The following is a 21,178-nucleotide window of genomic DNA, read 5'->3' on the forward strand; positions in this document are numbered from 1 at the left end:
CCGCGTCAGTCCCTGATCCGGGTGCCCGTGCCGCTCACCCGCACCCGGGCGTCGCCCGCCCGCAGTTCGACCGTGAGGGTGCCGGGACGGCCCATGTCCTCGCCCTGGTGAAGGGTGACGACCGAGGCGTTGGGGACGAGTTCCAGGGCTCGCAGATAGGCACCGAAGGCGGCCGCCGCCGCACCCGTGGCGGGGTCCTCGACCACACCGCCGACCGGGAAAGGGTCGCGGACGTGGAAGACGTCCGGCGCTGCCCGCCACACCAGCTGCAGGGTGGTCAGGTCCAGCCGGTGCATCAGGGCTTCGAGGCGCGCGAAGTCGTAACGGAGGTCGGCGAGGCGCTCACGCGTCGCGGCGGCCAGCACCAGGTGGCGGGCGCCCGCGTAGGCGATCCGGGGCGGCAGGGCCGGGTCGAGATCGGCGGCCGGCCAGTCCAGGGCGGCGAGCGCCTCCGCCAGGTCGTCCGGGGCGATGTCCAAGACGTCCGGTTCGACGCTGGTGAGGGTGGCGCGGAGTTCGGTGCCCTCCTGGGTGACGGTGACCGGGACCGTGCCCGCGGGGGTGCTGAACACCAGATCGCCTGGGCCGTCGCGCTCGGCGAGTGCGAGCGCGGTCGCCACGGTGGCGTGGCCGCAGAACGGGACTTCGGCCTTCGGGCTGAAGTAGCGGATCGTGTACCCCCGGGCGGCGGCCGGCTCCTCGTCACCGGGCTCGTACCGCCCGGTCAGGAAGGCCGATTCGCTGTAGCCCAGGTCCGCCGCTACGGCGAGCATCGCCGCGTCGTCGAGGCCGGACGCGTCGAGGACGACCCCTGCCGGATTGCCGCCCTCGGGGTCGGTGGAGAAGGCGGTGTAGCGCAGGATCCCGGTGGCTGAGTTCTGGGTCATGCCGAAGGTCAACTCCGCCGCGGCCCGGGGCATTCCCGGCCGGTGGGCCGGACGGGCGCCCCGGGCCGCGGTCGCCGGGCTCAGTGGCAGTTCTTGACGCCCTTGTCCGACCTGGTCCAGGAGCAGGAGTCCTGGAGCTTGCCGTTCGGCTTGATCAGCCGGGCCTTGTCACCGGTGTTGTTCCAGACGTACGAACCGCGGTTCCAGTAGACGTGGCCCGACCCGTTCCGGCCCTTGCCCGTGTGGACCTTGACGGTCTTGCCCGCGCCGACGGTGTAGCTGCCGAAGGTGTACGTGTAGCCGGTGTTGTCCTTGAGCTTGTACCCCTTGAGCTGCAGCTTCGACTTGCCGTTGTTGTGGATGTCCACCCACTCGGCGTTGAGGGAGGCGTTGGTGCGGGTGTCCTTGCCGGGGCTGTCGTACTGGATCCTGCCGAGGTGCAGCCCGCCCTTGTGCGAGGCGGCCGAGGCCGGGGCCGTGAGGAGCAGCGAGCCGGCCAGGGCGGTGGCGGCGGCCAGGGCGAGCGGTGCCGCGGTGGGTATGCGCATGCTGTGATCCTTGCGTGGAGTTCTGGTGAAGAACTGTGATCATAAGGGCAGCGCGCACCTGTTCGGACGGAAGGAGCGCAATCCGGCCGAGGTGCGGTCGTCCGGCGGCAACCGCCCGCGCCGGGCGCTCGGTTCGGGCGGATCCGTCAGCCGCGTCCCACGTACGGCATGGTCGTCGCCAGGACCGTCGCGAACTGCATGTTCGCCTCCAGGGGCAGCTCCGCCATGTGGAGCACCGTCCGGGCCACGTCCGCCGCCGCCATCACGGGCTCCACCGCCAGTTCGCCATTGGCCTGAAGGGTGCCTGTCCGCATTCGCTCGGTCATGTCCGTGGCGGCGTTGCCGATGTCGATCTGGCCGCAGGCGATCCGGTACGGACGGCCGTCCAGTGACAGCGACTTCGTCAGGCCCGTCATGGCGTGCTTGGTCGTGGTGTAGGCGACCGAGTGGGGGCGCGGCGCGTGGGCGGAGATCGAACCGTTGTTGATGATCCGGCCGCCCTGCGGGTCCTGTGTCTTCATCAGCCGGTACGCGGCCTGCGCGCACAGGAACGCGCCCGTCACGTTCACGTCCACCACCGCGCGCCAGTCCTCCAGCGAGACGTCCTCGACCGGGACGGAATGCGGGCCGAACGTGCCCGCGTTGTTGAAGAGCAGATCGAGGCGGCCGAAGCACTCCCGCACCGAGGAGAAGAGGGCGGCCACGTCCTCGGGGCGGGAGACGTCGGCGGGGACGGTGATCACCCGGGCCTTCTCCCCGGCCAGTGCGGCGGTCTCGGCGAGGGGTTTCGGGCGTCGGCCCGCGAGTGCCACCGACCAGCCGGCGCCGGTCAGCGCGAGCGCCACCGCGCGGCCGATTCCGGAGCCCGCGCCCGTCACGACCGCCGTCTTCGAGTCGTTCAACAGTTTGTTGCTCATGGCGCCGCAGCGTACGCCTTCGCGTTCCGCGGGTCGCGTGGGGCCACATGGGGTCAAGAAGGTGTGCGGGGCGGCGGGTTCGCACTTCGCGCGGCGCGCGATGATGATCATGGTTCCCGTCCTGTATGCGCGCTTTGCCTCGTGGATCCATTCCTGCCGCGTTCCTCATCCGCGCGACGCCGGGACGACGCGAACACGACAACAGTTCGATGTGCTGGACCGGTGGACTTTCCGAGCACACCACCAGCCAGGGGAGGGACAGATGACGTACTCATCGCACCAGCAGGAGATGCGCGACGCCGCCAGGCACGTCGGACGCCGCCGTTTCCTCACCGTCACCGGTGCCGCCGCCGCGCTCGCCTTCTCGGTCGGTCTGCCGGCCGCGGGCACCGCGAGCGCCGCCGAGCTGGACGCCCGGAGGATCAGCGACGACCCGTTCACGCTCGGCATCGCCTCCGGCGACCCGCTGCCCGGCTCGGTCCTGCTGTGGACGAGACTCGCCCCGCGACCGTACGAGCCCGGCAGCGGACTGCCCCGGGCCCGCGTCCAGGTGCGCTGGGAGCTCGCCCGCGACGAGCGCTTCTCCCGCATCGTCCGGCGCGGAACGGCCACCGCCCACCCGGAGTTCGACCACAGCGTCCACGTCGAGGTCAAGGGCCTCGAAGCCGACCGCGTCTTCTACTACCGCTTCCGCACCGGGGCATGGACCAGCCCCGTCGGCCGGACCCGCACCGCGCCCGCCCGCGGCGCCCGCAACAGCACCCTGAGCCTGGCCGCCGTATCCTGCCAGGCCTACCACGACGGTTACTTCACCGCGTACCGGCACCTCGCCCGGGAGGACGTGGACGTCGTCTTCCACCTCGGCGACTACCTCTACGAGTACGCCGTCAACGCGACCGGCGGCGCCCGCAACCACACCGACCCCACGCTCCCCGCCCACTTCGACAAGGAGACGGTCACGCTGGAGGACTACCGGCTGCGGTACGGCCTCTACAAGGCCGACCCCGATCTGCGCGCCGCCCACGCCGCGCACCCCTTCGTCGTCACCTGGGACGACCACGAGACCGAGAACAACTACGCGGGCGACACCCCCGAGAACGACGTCCCGCCCGAGGAGTTCCTGCTGCGGCGCGCCGCCGCCTACCGGGCGTACTGGGAGAACCAGCCGCTGCGCATCCCGCAGCGGCCGACCGGTCCCGACATGAGGCTCTACCGGCGCCTGCACTTCGGGGCCCTCGCCCAGTTCGACATCCTCGACACCCGCCAGTACCGCAGTGACCAGGCGTACGGCGACGGCTGGCAGAAGCCGGGACCGGAGTCCGAGGACCCGTTGCGCACCATGACCGGCGCCGCCCAGGAACGCTGGCTGCTCAGCGGCTGGCATGCCTCGCGGGCCACCTGGAACGTCGTACCGCAGCAGGTCACCTTCGCCCAGCGGCGCGATGTGCCCACCGATGCCTTCAAGCTGTCCATGGACGCGTGGGACGGCTACCCCGCCTCCCGCGACCGGGTCCTGAAGGGGGCCGAGGCCGCCGGGATCCACAACCTGATGGTGCTGACCGGCGATGTGCACGTCGGCTACGGCTTCGACCTGAAGCAGGACTTCGACGACCCGTCGTCCCGCACCGTCGGCACGGAGATCGTCGCCACGTCCATCACCAGCGGCAAGAACGGCTCGGACAAGCCGGCCGCCTGGAACAACCAGATGCGGGCCAATCCGCACATGAAGTTCTTCAACGGCCGTCGCGGTTACGCCGTCATCACACTGGGCCGCGAGCGGGCGCGTGCCGACTACCGCACGGTGTCGGCCGTCACCACACCCGGCGCGCCCGTCACGACGGCCGGATCGTTCGTCACGGAGGTGGGCAACCAGGGCCTCACGCCCGCGTAAGAGGTTGTGCGAGCTCCTCCGAGGCCCCGCGCGCAGAGGTCCCGGTCAGTCGAGGTCGTCGGCCGGGTAGCGGACGCCGATGCGGTCACGCACCGCGTCGAGCGTCCGCATCACGGCCAGGGAACCGTCCAGCGGCACCAGCGGCGACTCCGTCTCGCCCGCCCGCAGCGCCCGCGCCACCTCCGCCTGCTCGAACTGCATCCCACGCAGCCCCGCCCCCGCCGCCCCCGCCGTGAACTCCTCCGGCTCCTGTCCCGGCCGGTGCAGCACGAAGCGCTCCGGATAGAAGAAACCGTGCGGGAAGTCGATCCGTCCCTTCGTCCCGGTGATCGCCGCGGTGACCGGGGTGTCCCCGACGATCGAACAGTTCAGCAGCGCCGAGGCGCCCGCCTGCGACCAGCTCAGCAGCATGGCCGTGTTCAGATCGACGCCCTCCGGGGAGAGCAGCGCGTCGGCCTGCACCCGGTCCGGCTCGCCCAGCAGCAGTTGGGCGAACGACACCGGGTAGACCCCGAGGTCCAGCAGCGCGCCCCCGCCCAGCGCCGGGTCGCGCAGCCGGTGTCCGGGGCCGAAGTCGCCCGCGAAGCCGAAGTCGGCCTGCACGGTGCGGATATCGCCGATGGCGCCGTCCCGGACGAGTTCCGTCATGCGCCGGATGACCGGGTTGCAGTACGTCCACATGGCCTCCATCAGGAAGAGACCGCGGTCCCGGGCGAGCTTCACCAGCTCGCCCGCCTCCCGCGCGTTGAGCGTGAACGCCTTCTCGCACAGCACGTGCTTGCCGGCCTCCAGGCAGAGGGCGGCCGCCTCCCGGTGCGCCGAGTGCGGCGTCGCGACGTACACCACGTCGACCTCGTCGTCGGCGGCGAGAGCGGCCCAGCTGCCGTACGCCCGGGGTATCCCGAACCGCTGCGCGAACGCCTGCGCCGAGGCGTCCGTACGGGATGCGACGGCCACCACCTCCGCGTCCGGCATCGCCCGCAGATCCTCGGTGAACGTCGCGGCGATGCCGCCGGTCGCCAGTACGCCCCAACGCACGGACCTGCTCATGCCTGTCATGACTGCTCCCCAAAAAGGTCTCGACCAGTGCGGCTGAGCTGAGAGCATAGAGGCGGATTCAATGACATGGAGATGAGAATGCCGGAGAGCGGCGCAAGCCGGGCCCAGCAGGAACGCACGCACATATCGACCACCGGGACCGGGGCCGAGGAGCCCGCGGCCACCGGCGCACCTCCCGGGAATCCGGCCGCCACCGAAGCGGCCCGGCGCACCGGACTCCTCGTCACCCTGGTCCTCGGTGGCCTCACCGCGCTGCCGCCGCTCTCCATGGACATGTACCTTCCGGCGCTGCCCGCGGTCACCGACTCCCTGCACGCCTCCGCCGCGACCGTCCAGCTGACCCTCACCGCCTGCCTCACCGGCATGGCGCTCGGACAGGTCGTCGTCGGACCGATGAGCGACCGGTGGGGCAGACGCAGGCCGCTGCTCCTCGGCATGATCATCTACGTCGTCGCGACCGCGATCTGTGTCTTCGCCCCCACCACGGAACTCCTCATCGGCTTCCGTCTCCTGCAGGGTCTGGCCGGTGCGGCGGGGATCGTCATCGCCCGCGCGGTGGTGCGCGACATGTACGACGGCGTGGAGATGGCCAGGTTCTTCTCCACCCTGATGCTGATCTCCGGCGTCGCGCCGGTCGTCGCCCCGCTGATCGGCGGCCAGGTGTTGCGGTTCACCGACTGGCGGGGGATCTTCGCCGTCCTCACCGTCGTCGGCGTGGCCCTCACCCTGATCGTCTGGAAGTGGCTGCACGAGACCCTGCCGCCGCAGGACCGGCACACCGGCGGCATCGGCGACGCGCTGCGCACCATGCGCGGGCTGCTCGCCGACCGGGTCTTCACCGGCTACATGATCGCGGGCAGCCTCGCCTTCGCCGCCCTCTTCTCGTACGTGAGCGCCTCGCCGTTCGTGGTGCAGGAGATCTACGGGGCCTCGCCGCAGACGTTCAGCCTGCTCTTCGGGATCAACTCGGTCGGCCTGATCGTCGTGGGCCAGATCAACGGCAAGGTGCTGGTCGGCCGGGTCAGCCTGGACAAGGCGCTCGCCTTCGGCCTCTCGGTCATCGTGCTGGCCTCGGCCGCGCTGCTGCTGATGACCTCCGGGGTCTTCGGGGACGTGGGGCTGGTCCCGGTGGCGGCCGGTCTCTTCGTGCTGATGTCGGCGATGGGGCTCGCGATGCCGAACACGAACGCGCAGGCCCTGATGCGTACGAAGAACGCGGCCGGGTCCGCCTCCGCGCTGCTCGGCACGTCGTCGTTCCTGATCGGAGCCGTCGCCTCGCCGCTCGTCGGGATCGCGGGCGAGGACACGGCCGTCCCGATGGCGCTCGTGCAACTGGTGTGCGCGGCGGGCGCGATGGCCTGCTTCCTGGGGCTGTGCCGGCCCTGGCAGCGGGCGGCGTAGCGGGGTGCGGCGCGAGCGGGTTTCCGTACGGCCGGACAGGACCTGGGGTCTTTCGTCCGGATCCGCCCGGCACGATCCGGACGAGAGGCCCTAATGGGCGCTCGGGTAGCCGATCAGATGCGGGCGGTCCTTCTCGTCCGTCCAGTGGAACAGACCGACACCGTCCGATGTCACCTCGCCCGGGACCAGTTGGTTCGAGGGCAGGGCCCCCGTCGTGCCGCTCCTGATCGCGACCGCGACGGGGGTGCCGCCGCCGGCCAGTACGTCCGCCGCGTTGCGGGCGTTCGCCGCGCCGTACGCGATGCCGTCGTCGTTCACCGACGCCAGCGTCAGCGGCTTCGTGCCGTCCGTCCCCTCGAAGCAGAAGCCCCGCTTGGTCAGCAGGTCGAAGGCGAGCGGCCCGGCCACCAGGAAGTTCCCCGAGGGCGCGGAGACGAGCTGCGGGTACTGGCCCGGCTTGATCGCGGGCTTGCTGCACTCCACCGAGGCGAGCGGCTTGCCCGTCTCCACGTCGTGCACCGTCCACAGGTCGTGGGTGGTGGCGCGCTTGGCCCCCTTCGCGAGCTGCCACTTCGCCAGCACCATGCCCGGGATCACCGAGGTCGGGATGCCGCTGAGCCGGTCGGTGCCCTTGGGGGCGATATTGCGGCTGAACCAGCCGCCCTGCACCCAGAACTCCTTGGCCCCGCTGACGAGAAGGCCCTTCTCCGTCATGCCGAGCACCTCGGTGAGCTGCTTGCAGCTCGTGCAGCCCTTCGGGTACTTGAGCGCGGGGGCGGTGACCGTGGACACCCGGCCGGTCACCGGGTCGACGACCGCGCTGTTCGTCCGGCCGTCGCTGATGAGGATGCCGGGGCCGGTGGTGGAGACCGTCGGCACGGAGTTCCACGGCACCTCGACGCGTCGCCGGGAGCCGTCCTGCACGTTGTAGACATCCAGCGAGACGATCGTGTCGGCGGGGGTCAGTGCGTTCTCGCCGACCTTCCCGTACGCCCATGTCACGAAGTACTCGTGGTCGCCCACGGTGACCGGGACGAGCTTCGGGAAGTGCTGCGGGGACGGGGGCCGCCACGCCTCTCCGTGCCAGCCCGCCTCTCCGGTCTCCGAGTCGATGGTCCGCAGCTGGTACTTGCCCTCCGAGACCCGCGCCAGGTAGGCGAGAGCGCCCGTCGTCCGGGAGATCGCGTAGTCGGGCGAGGTGCCGATGAGCTCCCAGCCGCGCTCCGGCGCGAACACGGAGGGAACGGTGAGCCGCGTCACCGCGGACGCACTCGTCCTCACCTGCTTCTTCGACTTGTCGGAGCTCTTCTCACCGCTGCCGCAGGTGGCCAGCAGAAGAAGCATGGCAAGCAGGAGAACTCCGCCGACCAGAACCAGGCGCACGATCTTCTGTCTCATGGTTTCCCTCGATGGGCGATCCCGACCTCGCGCCGGTCAGCGTAGCAACTGGCGCAGGGCTCGCGGCAGTTCGCCGGCATTGTTGTTCACCACCGGTGCCGGGCCGGAAGCGGGCAGGTGTCCTGCGCCTACAATTCGTCGGTGAACGCCACCCTCCCCACCGCGGAAGCCCTGCGCGCGGCGCTGGCCGGACTGCTCGACGGGCTGCCGCCCAAGCAGGCCGCCCAGGCCGTCGACCGGCTCATCGCCAACTACCGCGGGACCACCCCCACCCACGCCCCGGTGCTCCGTGACCGCTCCGACGTCGCCGCGTACGCCGCGTACCGGATGCCCGCGACCTTCGAAGCCGTACGAGCTGCCCTCGCCGCGCTCCAGGAGGCCGCCCCGGACTGGGCGCCCGCCACGCACACCGACATCGGCGGCGGTACCGGAGCGGCGAGCTGGGCCGTGGCAGGGGCCTGGGAGGGGCCGCGGACGACCGTCCTGGACTGGGCCGAGCCCGCACTCGCCCTCGGCCGTGAACTGGCCGCGCTCTCCGGCATCCCCGCCCTGCGCGCCGCCGAGTGGCGCCGGGCCCGGATCGGCGCGGGCCTCGACCTCGCCCCCACGGACCTCGTCACCATCTCCTACGTACTCAAGGAACTGACCTCGGATGTCCGCACCGGCCTCGTCGACACCGCGGCGGCCGCGGCACAGGCGGTCGTGGTGGTCGAGCCGGGCACCCCGGACGGCTACGCCCGGATCATCGAGGCCCGCGACCGGCTGATCGCCGCTGGGCTGAAGGTCGCCGCCCCGTGCCCGCACGACGACGCCTGCCCCATCGAGCCGGGCACGGACTGGTGCCACTTCTCGGCCCGGGTCAGCCGGTCCTCGCTGCACCGGCAGGTCAAGGGCGGCTCGCTGCCGTACGAGGACGAGAAGTTCAGCTACGTCGTGGCGACCCGTTTCGGGACGGAGCCCGTCCGGGCGCGGGTCACCCGCAAACCGCAGATCCGCAAGGGGCAGGTACTGCTGGACCTGTGCACCCGTGACGAGGCGCTGCGGCGCGCCACGGTGACCAAGCGGCACGGCGAGCTGTACCGGGCCGCCCGGGACATCGCGTGGGGCGACGCGTGGCCGCCGCACGACGCGGGCCGCTCCGGCGACTGAGGCCCGCCGGACGACCGAACCGCCGCACGGGCCGGCTACGGGACAACCCCTACCCGCGCAGCTCCTGCGTGCAGCACTTCACACTGCCGCCGCCCTTCAGCAGCTCGCCCAGATCCATCGGCACGGGCTCGAAGCCGCGTGCCCGCAACGGATCGAAGAGCCCGGTGGCCGCCTGCGGCAGCAGCACATGGAGCCCGTCGCTCACCGCGTTCAGGCCGAGCGCCGCCGCGTCCGCCTCCCCGGCGATCAGCGCGTCGGGGAAGAGCCGCGCCAGCACCGACCGGCTGCCCGGCGAGAAGGCACCCGGGTAGTACATGATCTCGTCCCCCGCCTCGTCGAGCACGCACAGCGCCGTGTCCAGGTGGTAGTAGCGCGGGTCGACCAGATCGAGCCCGATCACCGGGCGGCCGAAGAACTCCTGCGCCTCGTCGTGCGAGAGCGGGCTGGACCGGAAGCCCCGACCGGCCAGGAGGTACGACGCGGTGACCGCGAAGTCGCCCTCGCCCTCGTTGACGTGGGCCGGCTCGTGGATCTCGGTGAAGCCGTCGGCCCGGAACCACTCACGGTGGGCCTCCGCCTCCTCGAACCTCTCCCGGTACGCGAACCGGGCACCCAGGACGCGGCCGTCGACGACGGTGGCGCCGTTGGCGGCGAAGACCATGTCGGGCAGCTCGGGCCGGGGAGTGAGCAGTTCCACGGTGTGCCCGAGGGTGCGGTAGCGGTCGCGCAGGTCCTCCCACTGGGTCTGGGCCAGAGGGAGGTCCACGGGCTTGCTGGGGTCCATCCAGGGGTTGATGGAGTACGTCACCCTGAAGTGGGCGGGAGCGCACATCAGGTAACGGCGGGGTGTGGCTTCACGAGGCAATGAAGGCTCCTCACGAACACGGCAGGGGTGGCCTGCGGGGACTTCGCACGGGTGTGTGCGTGAGCCCATGGTCCGCTCTCCGGGGCCGGTTGTGCAGTGATCCGATCGGGTGGTTCCTGACAATGACGAGACGATACGTATCGGCTCGTGCCGCTGCTAGATTGACCGGCATGGCAGAGAACAGGCCGCCCGACTCCAGCCGCCGCAGCGAGAGCTCGCGCCGCGCGATCCATGACGCGGCTCTCGGCCTGGTCGGTGAGGTCGGCTACCCCAGGACCACCATCGAGGCCATCGCCGCACGGGCCGGCGTCGGGAAACAGACGATCTACCGGTGGTGGCCCTCCAAGGCGGCCGTCCTCCTGGACGCCTTCGTCGCCCTCGGCGACCGGGCCGCCGAGCGGAGCGGCGGGGGCGCGGCCCAGGGAATTCCGGACACCGGTGATCTCGCGGCCGACCTCAGGGCCGTGCTGCGGGCCACCGTCGACGAGCTCACCGACCCCGCCTTCGAGGCGCCGACCAGGGCGCTGGCGGCCGAGGGGATCGTCGACCCGCGGCTCGGTGCCGAATTCGTCCGGAAGCTCCTCGACCCGTCGCTCCAGCTGTACGCCGCACGGCTGCGCGCCGCCCAGGAGGCGGGCCAGGTGCGCGCCGACGTCGACCCGCGGATCGCCCTGGAACTCCTCGTCGGACCGCTCACCCACCGCTGGCTGCTGCGGACCCTCCCGCTCACCCACGCGTACGTGGACACGGTCGTCGACTACACCCTGCGCGGGCTGACACCGCACTGAGACGCACCCGTCATTTCATGACAAGAAGCGTGATAGCGCCCAGCTCATCGCGCTGTCTGCCGTACCCCGCTTCGGGACTCCGGCCACCCGAGGCGCAGGATGGTGGGACGATGGACAGGGGCAACGCAGAGGTAAGGGGATAGATGGGCGCCGATTTCGGCCGTTATCGCGGCTCCGAGAGCAAATTTTCCCAATGGCTTCGCCGCCGACCCAAACCGCAGCAGCGCGAGGTCGACGACACCGCCCGGGAGGCGCTGCTCCTGGCCGTCGCCGAGGCCGGAATGCCGATCGCGCCCGCCGCCCACCCGGTCGGCTACCGATGTTCTTGTGAACGCATCGGCTGTCCCACTCCCGCCCGGCACCCCATCTCCTTCGCCTGGCAGACGCAGTCCACCACCGACCGGGCCCAGATCGAGCGCTGGGCACGCAGTCAGCGTCAGGCCAACTTCATCACGGCGACCGGCATGATCCACGACGTGCTCGACGTCCCGCTGTCCGCGGGCGGCCAGGCACTGGAGCGGCTCCTCGCCGCGGGCATCGACGTCGGCCCCGTCGCCCGGTCCGGCGACGACCGGATGCTCTTCTTCACCGCCACCCGTGGTACCCCCGAGGACGAGGACGAGTGGTGGCCGTGCGAGCTGGACTGCCACCCCGAGACCATGGACGAGCACCCGGGACTGCGCTGGCACTGCCGCGGCAGCTACGTACTCCTGCCGCCGGCGAGGCTTCCCGGTGAGCTGGACGTGCAGTGGGTCCGGGGGCCGGAGAACCCGCTGCCCGATCCGCTGACGCTGCTGGAGACGCTCACCGACGCGTGTGCGCAGTACGCGGACGCGGCGGACCAGGGCGATCTCGACCAGGGCTCGGTGGCGTGGCCGATGAGCCGCTAGCGCTGTGATCCGGCCGGTCCGGTGGACCGGCCCGGACGAATCCTGGGCGGGGGCTCGATTCCGCCCCGGTCACGAACCCTTCGCCGCCGTCAGGCCCGGCAGCCGGTTCAGCATGACCACCTTGCCGTCCTTCGCACCCTTCTTCGGGACGTACACCAGCTGACTGGAGACCCGCTCCTTGGTGAGGGTGGAGCGCACCTCACCGGTCAGCAGCGCCTCCACATCCGCGTTGAGCGGCGGGCGCAGCCCCTTCGCCGCGGTCTGCCGTTCGAAGTGCTTGCTGCTGAAGAAGACCAGCGCCCCGCCGTCGTCCGTCCTCAGACCGAGCGGGGCGAACGTGCCTCCGTCCAGCGGCTGATCGATGTACTGGTACGAGAAACCCGCCCGCCGGGTGGTACGGCGCGCCTCCCGCCAGCCCGAAGTGGCGGCACCGGGGGCGAAGACGTCCGGGGTGCCCTTCTGTAGGTACTCCGTGTACCGGGTGCTCAAATCCTCCGGTGCCACGGCCAGTTCGGGACCGTCCGGGGCCACCGGTTCGGCCCGGCCGTCGGCGTCCTTCGAGAAGCGGGGAACCTGGGACGACGGGACGACCGACAGATACGAGGTCTTCCAGCCCGCGCCGGGCCCGGACTTGACGAAGACGAGCAGCCAGCGGGTGTCCAGCTTCCCGGTGTCCTCGTCGCGGTTGGAGTCGGTGTCCGCGAGGAACCAGCGCGGCCAGCCGGCCTTCTTCGGGATGAGATATCTGGCGTCGGTCAGCTCCAACGGCTTGTGGTTCGCGTTGCCGTTCGGATTGTTCTTCTGCCGCGCCCGCAGCCCGGCCTGGTTGATCGCGCCGAGCGGGCCCGCGACCCGGTCCGCGTCCAGAGCCGGGTCGTAGGCCTTGTCCGCCGCGTTGTACGCGGAGGTGAAATCCTTCAGTGCCCGGGCGGCCTCGGACCTGGTTGCCGCCGGCACCACTTCCAGCTCGCCGTGCACCGTCACGCACCCGCTCGCCGTCAAGGACAGCATCGTCACCGTCGCGAGCACCGCCGCCGGCCGAATCGGCCTCGGGCTTCTCATCCGTTGGTTTCCGCGCCTTCTGATCCGTCGCCCCCACAGGGAGGGCCGGGCAGCGGACTTCGCGGCGTCGCGGGGCCGGGGCACGCACCTCGCGGCGTTGTCGTCAATCACCAACGCTCCTTCCCCAAGCTCTCGGCTTCGCTCGAGCAGGGGAGGCCCCATCTGCCTCGATCCTCCGCCTTGCGATGCACGCACCCCGGCCCCGCTCCTTAACCCGCGCTGCCCACTGCCCGGCCCTCTGACCGTCCGAACCCTACCGGGGCGAGGAACAGCGCGAGGGTGGGGATCAGATACAGCGCCCACACCGTGATCTGAAGAACGGTCGGGTCCGGCTGGAAGTTGAACGTGCCCTTCAGCAGCGTGCCGTACCAGCTGTCCGGCGGAATCGTGGCGCTGATGTCGAACGCCTGGTTGTGGATACCGCCCAGGAACCCGGCTTCCTGCAGGTCGTGGACGCCGTACGCGAGCACGCCCGCGGCGACGATCACCAGCATGCCGCCGGTCCAGGTGAAGAACTTCGACAGGTTGATCTTCAGCGCGCCGCGGTAGAACAGCCAGCCCAGCACGACGGCGGCCGCGATACCGAGGAACGCGCCGATCATCGGGTGCCAGCCGTCGTCCGCCGCGTGCACCGCACGCCACACGAACAGCGAGGTCTCCAGGCCCTCCCGGCCCACCGCGAGGAGCGCCGTGGCGACCAGCGCGCCGGTACCCATCGCGAGCGCCGTGTCGAGCTTGCCGTGCAGTTCCGTCTTCAGATGCCGCGCGGTGCGCCGCATCCAGAAGACCATCCAGGTGACCAGGCCGACCGAGACGATCGACAGCGAACCGCCGAGCGCCTCCTGGGCCTTGAACGTCATCTCCTGCGAGCCGAATTCGAGACCGGCGCCGAACGCCAGGCTGACGACGATCGCGATACCGACACCGATCCAGATCGGCACCAGTTTGTTCTTGTTGCCGGTCTTCACCAGATAGGCGATGAGGATGCAGACGACCAGGCTGGCCTCGAGGCCCTCGCGCAGACCGATCAGGAAATTGCTGAACACGTCTCGGTTCTCCTTCTCTACGAGAACAGCGCCCGGCCCCACCAGTCGTCCTTGTCGCGGACGCCCGGCGGGACGGCGAAGTGCGCCGAACCCACGTGCTGGATGTACTCGTTGAGTGCGTCGTTCGCCGCGAGGCGCCGCTGCAGCGGAATGAACGCCTTGCGGGAATCGCGCTGGTAGGCGATGAAGAACAGCCCGGCGTCGAGCCGTCCGAGGCCGTCCGTGCCGTCGGTGAAGGAGTACCCGCGGCGCAGGATCGTCGCACCGTCGTTGCTGTCCGGGTGTGCGAGCCGCACGTGCGCGGTCGGCAGCATCGCCTTCAGGAACGGCTCGTCGTGCTCCTTGGACCTGCTGACCGCGGCTCCCTCGCCCTTGTCGCGGCCGAAGACGTCCTCCTGCTCCTGGAGCGCGGTGCGGTCCCAGGTCTCGATGTGCATCCGGATGCGCCGGGCCACCAGGTACGAACCCCCGGTCATCCAGCCCGCCTTGTCCTTCTCGCCCACCCACACGTGCTTGCCCAGGGCGGCGGTGTCGGTTCCGGAGACGTTCCGGGTGCCGTCCTTGAAGCCGAACATGTTGCGCGGGGTCTGGGCGCCGGGCGTCGTCGAGGACGTCTTGCCGAAGCCGAGCTGGGACCAGCGGATCGCGGTGCGGCCCATGCCGATCCGGGCTAGGTTGCGGATGGCGTGCACCGCGACCTGCGGGTCGTCCGCGCACGCCTGGACGCAGAGGTCGCCGCCGCTGCGGGCCGCGTCGAGGTTGTCGCCGGGGAACTTCGGCAGCTCGACGAGTGCCTCGGGACGCCTGTCCTCCAGGCCGAACCGGCCCTTGGCGAAGAGCGAGGGGCCGAAGCCGATGGTGAGCGTGAGCCGGGACGGCTTGAGCCCCAGCGCCTCGCCCGTGTCGTCCGGCGGGGCCTCGGCGGGACCACCGTAGGCGCCGTCGCCGACCGCGTGACCGGCCGTCATCCGCTCGGCCGCCCGGGTCCACTCCTTGAGCAGCGAGATCAGCTCGGCGCGGTCCTTCGTCGTCACGTCGAACGCGGCGAAGTGCAGCCTGTCCTGTACGGCGGTGGCGATACCGGCCTGGTGCGCACCGTGGAACGGAACGGCCGCACCGCTGTCCGCGGTCGGCACCGCGTCGCTCCCCGGCCGCACCGCGGCGACCGCGCCACCCGCCACGGCCGCGCCCAGCGCCAGTCCGGCGCCTCCCCAGCCCAGCAGCGCCCGACGGGACGGGGCACGGCCACCGGTCCCGGTGTCGTCCACGGCGGTGTTGTTCTGCGTGTCCTCGGACATCCCGGTCCCTCCCGGCCCGTTACTTCGTCACCGCGGCGGCGAGCCGGGACAGCGGCTCGGCCAGCGCGTTGACGGCGTCCGACAGTTCCTTGCGGTCGGCCTTGCCGACCTTCTCGTACGAGGTGAACTCGTAGGAGCTCTTGTCCTTGCGGTACTTGTCCAGCAGCGTGTTCAGCGCCGCGAACTGCTTGTCCAGGGTCGCCGTCAGCGTCGGGTCGTTCTTCGAGGCGATCGGCTTCAGCAGCTCGTAGGACTTCTCCGCGCCCTCGACGTTGCCCTTGAAGTCGATCAGGTCGGTGTGGCTGTAGCGCTCCTCCTCACCGGTGACCTTGCCGGTGGCGACCTCGTCGAGGAGCTCCTTGGCGCCGTTGGCCATCGAGGTCGGGGTGATCTCCGCCGTGCCGACCCGCTTCTGCCAGTCGAGCAGATCCTTGTAGAGCACCGGCGCCAGGGCCTTCTCCTCGGCGCCCAACTTCTTCTCCTGCCACAGCGCCTTCTCCAGACGGTGCCAGCCGGTCCACTTCTGGCCGTCCTGAAGACCGTCCTCGCGGAGGTCGACCTTCGGGTCGATGTCGCCGAAGGACTCGGCGACCGGCTCGGTGCGCTCCCAGCCGAGCCGGGAGTCGGCGTAGATCTTCTTGGCGGCCTCGATGTCACCGGCGGCCACGGCGTCCGTGAACTTCTTGGCCTTGGGCAGCGTCTCGTCGGCCTGCGCCTGCACGTAGGTGCGGTACTCCGCGACGGCCTTGTCCATCTCGGGGCTGCGCTTGGCGACGGTGCCGCCGGCGACCTCGATCTGCTGCCGGATGCCCTCGCCCTTCATGCCGGGCTTGCAGACGACGTTGTACGAGCCGGCCTTCACCTCGGCGGTGATGGTGGCCTTGGTGCCGGGGCCGATGTTCTCGCGCTCCGCGGCGATGCGGTCGTCCGGGAAGAGGACGTAGACCTCGGTGACCTTCGAGCCCTTGTTCTGTACGGCCAGTTCGACGTGGCCGGCCGGGAGCTTCTTCTTCGAGAGCTCGCAGGCGTCGTCCTTCGCGACGACCTGCAGGGCGTTGTCCCCCTTTCCGTCGCTCTTCTGCGCGCAGCCCGTGACGGCGGTCAGGGCTGCCACCGTCGCGGCAGCGGTGACGACGGAGAAACGAACGGCTCGCATGCGGGCTCCACAGAGGATGAAGGAGAAGCGGGAGAAGGTCGGACAAAGACAGGTGAGGCGAACCTAACTTAACCGAGGCTTACCTGACCCGGCCCCACCTGTGCAGTGATTCAGCTCTCATCCCGGCGGCGCGGGAACGGAGAGATCACGATCGCCTCATGGAAGGTTCATGGGAAGGTCAAGCAATAGTCAAGTCCCTCGTGTCGGTACGACGAGGGGTGCCCCGGTGCGCGGGTGCGGGAAGACCTCGACCGGCTGCCGGTAGACCTCGCCGAGCAGTTCGCCCGTGAACACCTCGACGGGCGGGCCCGCCACCGCGATCCGCCCGTCGCGCAGCACGGCGGCCCGGTCCGCGTACGCCGCGGCCAGCCCCAGATCGTGCAGCACGACGACGACCGCGTCCCCGGCGGCGGCCCGCTCCCGGCAGAGTCGCAGCACCAGCTCCTGGTGGCGCAGATCGAGCGCGGCGGTCGGCTCGTCGAGCAGCAGCAGCGGGGCGCGCTGTGCCAGCACCCTGGCCAGCGCGACCCGGGCCCGCTCCCCACCGGACAGCGCGGAGAAGGGCCGTCCGGCGAACTCGGCCACCTCGGTGGCGGCCATCGCCGCGGCGACGGCCCGATCGTCCTCGCCCGCCCGCTCCGTCCCGGCCCACGGTGCCCGCCCCATCCGTACGACGTCCGCCACCGGGAACGGGAACGACAGCGCGGCGGACTGCGGCAGCACGGCCCGGCGCAGGGCGAGTTCGGCGGCGGACCAGTCGGTGGCCGGACGCCCGTCGATCCGTACCGCGCCGCTCTCGGCGGGAAGATCGGCGGCCAGCGCCGCCAACAGGGTCGACTTCCCCGCTCCGTTGGGCCCGACGAGCGCCAGCACCTCGCCCGCGTACGCGGTCAGTTCGACGGAGTCCAGCACCGGCCGCCGGCCCAGCCGCACCCGTAGCCGGCGCGCCTCGGTGACGGGGGAGCCGGGCGGGACGGGAGCGGGCAGCCGTCGGCTCCGTACCCGGAACGGATTCCTCGGTGACCTCATGCCCAACCACCTTGCCCACGACGGGTCCTGCGCAGCAGCCAGAAGAAGAACGGACTGCCGAAGAGTGCGGTCAGCACGCCGAGTGGCAACTCGGCGGGAGCGGCGATGGTGCGGGCCGCGAGATCACCCACGACCAGCACCAGGGCGCCGCCGAGCGCGCTGCCGGGGACCAGGAAACGGTGCCCGGGTCCGTTGGCCATCCGCAGCAGATGAGGAACCAGCAGCCCCACGAACGAGATGATCCCGGCGACCGCCACCGCGGCGGCGGTCAGCAGCGCCACCACGAGAACGAGCACGATCCGCAGCCGCTCGACGTCGACCCCCAGATGCCGGGCGGGCCGCTCGCCGAGCGCGAGGAGGTCCAGCCTCCGGGAGTGGAGCGGCGCCATGAGCAGCCCGAGCGCCGCGCACGGCAGCACGGCGAGCACCTTGGGCCAGGTCGCCTGTGCCAACGAGCCCAGCTGCCAGAAGGTGATCTGGGAGATCTGCGCGTTGTCGGCGAAGAAGACGAACAGCCCGATCAGCGCACCCGCGAAGGCGTTGACCGCGATCCCGGTGAGGATCAGCGTCACGACCTCCGTCCGGCCGCCCGACCGCGACAGCGTGTACACCAGCAGTACGGTCGCGAGCCCGGCGGCGAACGCGCAGACCGTGATGGTCCAGTTGCCGAGGAAGTTCAGCCCGAGCGCGATCGAGGCGACGGCACCGACCGCCGCGCCGGAGGAGATCCCGATCACCCCGGGCTCGGCGAGCGGATTGCCGAACACGCCCTGCATCAGGGCGCCCGCGCAGCCCAGCGACGCCCCGACGAGCAGGGCGAGGACGACCCTCGGCAGCCGTACGTTCCACAGCACGCTCTCCCCGACCCGGTCGAGCGCGGCGCCGCCGAGGCCGAGCCGGTGCTGGACGGAGGCGAGGACGTCGCCGAGCGGGATGCTGTACGCGCCGAGTCCGGCGGAGAGCAGGCAGCACACCACGAGGGCGGCGAGCAGCCCCCCGGCCAGCGCGAGGCCGGTGGAGCGCCGGGGTCCGGGCGTCCGCGGCTCCGCGGCCGCGGTGGTGGTGGCCGGCCGGGTGCGTTCGTCGTGCGAGGTGGTCACCGGCGCGCCCCGTCCTTCGGGTGGAGCCGGGCGACCAGTTCGCTCAGCACCCGGTCCGTGCGCGGCCCGTAGTTCAGCAGCACGCCGTCGTCGATGGAGACGATCCGCCGGTCCATTGCGGCCGGGGTCTCGGCGACGCCCGGGATCTTCACCAGACCGTCGACGCCGCCCACCGAGTCGAGTCCCTTGGTCATCACCAGAATGGCGTCGGGTGCGGCCTTGGCCAGGGCCTCGCTGGTGATGGCGGTGAAGTCCTTCTTCAGCCCGGACGCCTTGCCGGCGTCGACGGCCCCCGCCGCCTCGATGAGCGAACTCGCGCCGGAATCCCTGCCGCCCAGCAGATGGACGGAGGCCGAGCCGCGCAGATAGAGGAAGGCGACCCGGGGCTTCTCGCGCCCGTCGGCCGGGGCGGGCACGGACTTCTGTACGGCCTCGATGCGGGACCGGGTGCGCGCGTCGAGTTCGGCGCCCGAGTCCGGCACGCCCAGGGCTGCCGCCACGGCGTCGATCCGGCGGCCGACGTCGTCGAGTTCCTTGGCCGGTGCGACGACGACGAGCGGGATGCCGGCATCGCGGATCTGGTCGATGGCCTCCGCGGGGCCGGTCGTGGTCTCCGCCAGGACGACCGTCGGCTTCAGCGAGAGCACGCTCTCCGCCGAGACGTCATGAGCGCGGGTCACCACCGGGAGTTTCGCGGCCTGTTCGAAGGTGGCGGTGATGTCACGGGCCACGACCCGCTCGCCGAGGCCGAGTGTGAAGACGATCTCGCTCAGGCCACCGGTCAGCGGAACGATGCGGTCGGTCGAGGTGACGGTGACCTCGGTGCCGTGCGCCGACTCCACCGTGACCGGCAGCCGGGGCTTCGGTGCGGTGGTCAGGGGCTCGACGCGATCGGCCTCGGCGTTGTCGGAACGGGCGACGGGAGCCCCCGTGTGCGAACTGCCGCCGCAGCCGCTCAGAACGAGGGCAAGGGCGGCGACGGCCGTCCGCGCGGCCAGCGGTCCACGGGTCCTGACCGGCCCGCGCCGTGGTCGCCGGGCGCCCCGGACCGGCGGGGCGAAGTCCTGCGAGAAGCGCACTGAGGGCACCGTCCTGTCCTTCTGCGGTGAGTGGTTGGGCATGGTGTGCGAGCAATGCGGTGGAAGGGGGTCCCACCGGATGGCTCGCGTGACTTAGGTTAGCCTTACCTCACTTTCCAGGCCTCGGAGGGGTCCTCATGCTGTCGTCCAGACCTGCCCTGACTGTCGCGCTTCTCGCGGTGTTGCTCGGAGCGCTGCTCCCGGCCACCCCCGCGCAAGCGGCGAGTCGCACGGTGCAGGGCGGCAGGCTGGACTGGGGCATCAAGTCCACCTTCCAGAGTTACGTCACCGGCCCCGTCGCGAAGGGCAGTTGGAGCCTGGCCGGTGGTGCCGCCACGGTCGGCGGCAGCCAGTTCCGCTTCCATTCCGCCACCGGTTCCTACGACCCGGCGACCGGTGCCTTCAGCTCCGGCTTCGCGGGCGGGGTCCGGTTCCTCGGCCACAAGAAGCCCGTCGGCGGCTACGAGCTGGACCTCACCATCAGCCGCCCCACGGTCCGCATCACGGGCGGCAGCGGCACCGTCCACGCGGACATGGTCAGCAAGGACCGGGGGAGCGGTCGCGTCACCTCGGCCGCCCAGGTGCCGCTGGCGAGGCTCGGGCTGTCCGGGATCGACATGAAAAGCGGTTCCACCCCCATCGCCCTCAACAACATTCCGGCGACGCTGACTTCGCAGGGCGCGAAGGCGTTCGCCGGCTACTACACGGCCGGCACGCCGCTCGACCCGATCAGCCTCTCCGTGGACACCTCCGCCCCCGCCGGGCAGCCGTCCGCGTCCAAGTCCCCCGAAATGCCGAAGGATTCGAAGAGGACGGAGAAGGTACGGAAGGCCGCGGGACGCTTCGAGGACGCCGCCGTCGACTGGGGCGTGCGCCGGACCTTCCGCGAATACGTCACGGGCTCCTTCGGCAAGGGGAAGTGGACCCTCGCCGAGGGCGCCCAGGACGGCGGAGCGCTCTTCCGCTTCCCCCGCGGCAAGGGCACGTACGACCCGGCGGGGCGGACCCTGGACGCAGGCTTCGCAGGCAGCGTCCGCTTCACGGGCGCCGAGGGGCTCGATCTGGAACTCTCCGCGGTCGCGGTCCGGGTGAAGGCGGGCAAGGGCACGCTCTCGGCCGACGTCACGAGCGGCGGCGACCGGCGCAAGGCCGTCCCGCTCGTCACCTTCACCGCGAAGGACTTCACGCCGAAGAACGGGCTCGCCGTTCTCACCGAGGCCCCCGCGACCCTCACCGCCGACGGTGCGGAGGCGTTCGGCTCGCTCTACCGGGCCGGCACCGCGATGGACCCGGTCTCGCTGGCCGTCGCCGTGGACACCGGGGCCGAACTCCCCGCCCTGCCCGACCTGGGCAGCACACCCGACCCGTCCGGCCCGCCGGCGCAGAAGAGCACGACCACCGCCGCGTCGGCATCCGACGCCGATCCCGGTTCCGGTTCCGGTCCCCGGACCGGGTTGTACCTCGGCATCGGCGGTGCGGGCGTACTCGCCGCCGCGGCGGGCGCGCTGTACCTCGCCCGCCGCAGAGGCACCCAGCAGAACAACAACACCCAGCAGAACAACAACACCCAGCAGAGCAACAACTAGACCCCCGTCCCACCCTCGCTTTCCATCCC

At 71.1% G+C, this 21,178-nt stretch carries 19 protein-coding genes; 6 read left to right on the top strand and 13 right to left on the bottom strand.

Annotated elements, in window-relative coordinates; translation table 11 throughout:
- Positions 1–5: 5 nt before the first annotated feature.
- The 3 genes from ACF1B9_RS01100 to ACF1B9_RS01110 form a co-directional block, all read right to left on the bottom strand.
- Positions 6–887, bottom strand: a complete 882-nt coding sequence (locus ACF1B9_RS01100; protein WP_391742021.1) for a PhzF family phenazine biosynthesis protein — start codon at positions 885–887, stop codon at positions 6–8.
- Positions 888–967: 80 nt separating this feature from the next.
- Complete coding sequence (locus ACF1B9_RS01105) at positions 968–1,435, bottom strand: lamin tail domain-containing protein (protein ID WP_376213799.1); 468 nt, start codon at positions 1,433–1,435, stop codon at positions 968–970.
- 146 nt (positions 1,436–1,581) lie between these two features.
- Positions 1,582–2,352 (bottom strand): SDR family oxidoreductase, encoded by a 771-nt coding sequence (locus ACF1B9_RS01110; RefSeq protein ID WP_391742019.1) that lies wholly within the window; start codon positions 2,350–2,352, stop codon positions 1,582–1,584.
- Between the two features lie 262 nt (positions 2,353–2,614).
- Between ACF1B9_RS01110 and ACF1B9_RS01115 the strand changes: the two genes are divergently transcribed.
- The gene (locus ACF1B9_RS01115) at positions 2,615–4,243 is read left to right on the top strand and encodes an alkaline phosphatase D family protein (RefSeq protein ID WP_391742018.1); all 1,629 of its coding nucleotides are present in this window, start codon (positions 2,615–2,617) and stop codon (positions 4,241–4,243) included.
- Between the two features lie 45 nt (positions 4,244–4,288).
- On the opposite strand, the gene ACF1B9_RS01120 is transcribed toward ACF1B9_RS01115, so the two are convergent.
- On the bottom strand, positions 4,289–5,293 hold the full coding sequence (locus tag ACF1B9_RS01120) for a Gfo/Idh/MocA family protein (RefSeq protein ID WP_391742283.1): 1,005 nt from the start codon (positions 5,291–5,293) through the stop codon (positions 4,289–4,291).
- A gap of 87 nt (positions 5,294–5,380) precedes the next feature.
- Here ACF1B9_RS01120 and ACF1B9_RS01125 point away from each other — a divergent pair, with 87 nt between their 5' ends.
- A complete protein-coding gene (locus ACF1B9_RS01125; RefSeq protein ID WP_391742017.1) occupies positions 5,381–6,703 on the top strand; it encodes a multidrug effflux MFS transporter in 1,323 nt (440 codons plus the stop codon).
- A 90-nt stretch (positions 6,704–6,793) separates the two neighbouring features.
- Here the strand turns inward: ACF1B9_RS01125 and ACF1B9_RS01130 are convergent, their stop codons facing one another.
- Entirely contained in the window at positions 6,794–8,101 is a 1,308-nt protein-coding gene (locus tag ACF1B9_RS01130; protein ID WP_391742015.1) for a hypothetical protein, read from the bottom strand.
- 141 nt (positions 8,102–8,242) lie between these two features.
- Between ACF1B9_RS01130 and ACF1B9_RS01135 the strand changes: the two genes are divergently transcribed.
- Complete coding sequence (locus ACF1B9_RS01135) at positions 8,243–9,250, top strand: small ribosomal subunit Rsm22 family protein (RefSeq protein WP_391742014.1); 1,008 nt, start codon at positions 8,243–8,245, stop codon at positions 9,248–9,250.
- A 49-nt stretch (positions 9,251–9,299) separates the two neighbouring features.
- Here the strand turns inward: ACF1B9_RS01135 and ddaH are convergent, their stop codons facing one another.
- A complete protein-coding gene (gene ddaH / locus ACF1B9_RS01140) occupies positions 9,300–10,115 on the bottom strand; it encodes a dimethylargininase (protein WP_391742013.1) in 816 nt (271 codons plus the stop codon).
- Positions 10,116–10,285: 170 nt separating this feature from the next.
- Between ddaH and ACF1B9_RS01145 the strand changes: the two genes are divergently transcribed.
- Positions 10,286–10,903, top strand: a complete 618-nt coding sequence (locus ACF1B9_RS01145) for a TetR/AcrR family transcriptional regulator (RefSeq protein WP_391742011.1) — start codon at positions 10,286–10,288, stop codon at positions 10,901–10,903.
- A gap of 143 nt (positions 10,904–11,046) precedes the next feature.
- Positions 11,047–11,793 (top strand): bifunctional DNA primase/polymerase, encoded by a 747-nt coding sequence (locus tag ACF1B9_RS01150; protein ID WP_391742009.1) that lies wholly within the window; start codon positions 11,047–11,049, stop codon positions 11,791–11,793.
- 69 nt (positions 11,794–11,862) lie between these two features.
- Here the strand turns inward: ACF1B9_RS01150 and ACF1B9_RS01155 are convergent, their stop codons facing one another.
- From ACF1B9_RS01155 to ACF1B9_RS01185, 7 genes are all read right to left on the bottom strand, one after another.
- A complete protein-coding gene (locus ACF1B9_RS01155) occupies positions 11,863–12,855 on the bottom strand; it encodes a hypothetical protein (RefSeq protein WP_391742008.1) in 993 nt (330 codons plus the stop codon).
- Positions 12,856–13,064: 209 nt separating this feature from the next.
- Entirely contained in the window at positions 13,065–13,901 is an 837-nt protein-coding gene (gene efeU, locus ACF1B9_RS01160) for an iron uptake transporter permease EfeU (RefSeq protein WP_391742006.1), read from the bottom strand.
- Positions 13,902–13,918: 17 nt separating this feature from the next.
- The gene (gene efeB, locus ACF1B9_RS01165; protein WP_391742004.1) at positions 13,919–15,199 is read right to left on the bottom strand and encodes an iron uptake transporter deferrochelatase/peroxidase subunit; all 1,281 of its coding nucleotides are present in this window, start codon (positions 15,197–15,199) and stop codon (positions 13,919–13,921) included.
- A gap of 19 nt (positions 15,200–15,218) precedes the next feature.
- Positions 15,219–16,355 (bottom strand): iron uptake system protein EfeO, encoded by a 1,137-nt coding sequence (gene efeO / locus ACF1B9_RS01170; protein WP_391742002.1) that lies wholly within the window; start codon positions 16,353–16,355, stop codon positions 15,219–15,221.
- 189 nt (positions 16,356–16,544) lie between these two features.
- Positions 16,545–17,384, bottom strand: coding sequence for a heme ABC transporter ATP-binding protein (locus ACF1B9_RS01175; RefSeq protein ID WP_391742000.1), 840 nt, complete (start codon positions 17,382–17,384; stop codon positions 16,545–16,547).
- Positions 17,381–18,484, bottom strand: coding sequence for a FecCD family ABC transporter permease (locus ACF1B9_RS01180; protein ID WP_391741999.1), 1,104 nt, complete (start codon positions 18,482–18,484; stop codon positions 17,381–17,383). The genes ACF1B9_RS01175 and ACF1B9_RS01180 overlap by 4 nt, the downstream gene beginning before the upstream one ends.
- Positions 18,481–19,563, bottom strand: coding sequence for a hemin ABC transporter substrate-binding protein (locus ACF1B9_RS01185; RefSeq protein ID WP_391742281.1), 1,083 nt, complete (start codon positions 19,561–19,563; stop codon positions 18,481–18,483). The genes ACF1B9_RS01180 and ACF1B9_RS01185 overlap by 4 nt, the downstream gene beginning before the upstream one ends.
- A 137-nt stretch (positions 19,564–19,700) precedes the next feature.
- Here ACF1B9_RS01185 and ACF1B9_RS01190 point away from each other — a divergent pair, with 137 nt between their 5' ends.
- Positions 19,701–21,149 carry an HtaA domain-containing protein gene (locus ACF1B9_RS01190; RefSeq protein ID WP_391741997.1) on the top strand — a complete coding sequence of 483 codons (1,449 nt, stop codon included), beginning with the start codon at positions 19,701–19,703 and terminating at the stop codon, positions 21,147–21,149.
- The last annotated feature ends 29 nt before the right edge of the window (positions 21,150–21,178 follow it).

Source organism: Streptomyces sp. NPDC014727 (assembly GCF_043083485.1).
GTDB lineage: Bacteria > Actinomycetota > Actinomycetes > Streptomycetales > Streptomycetaceae > Streptomyces.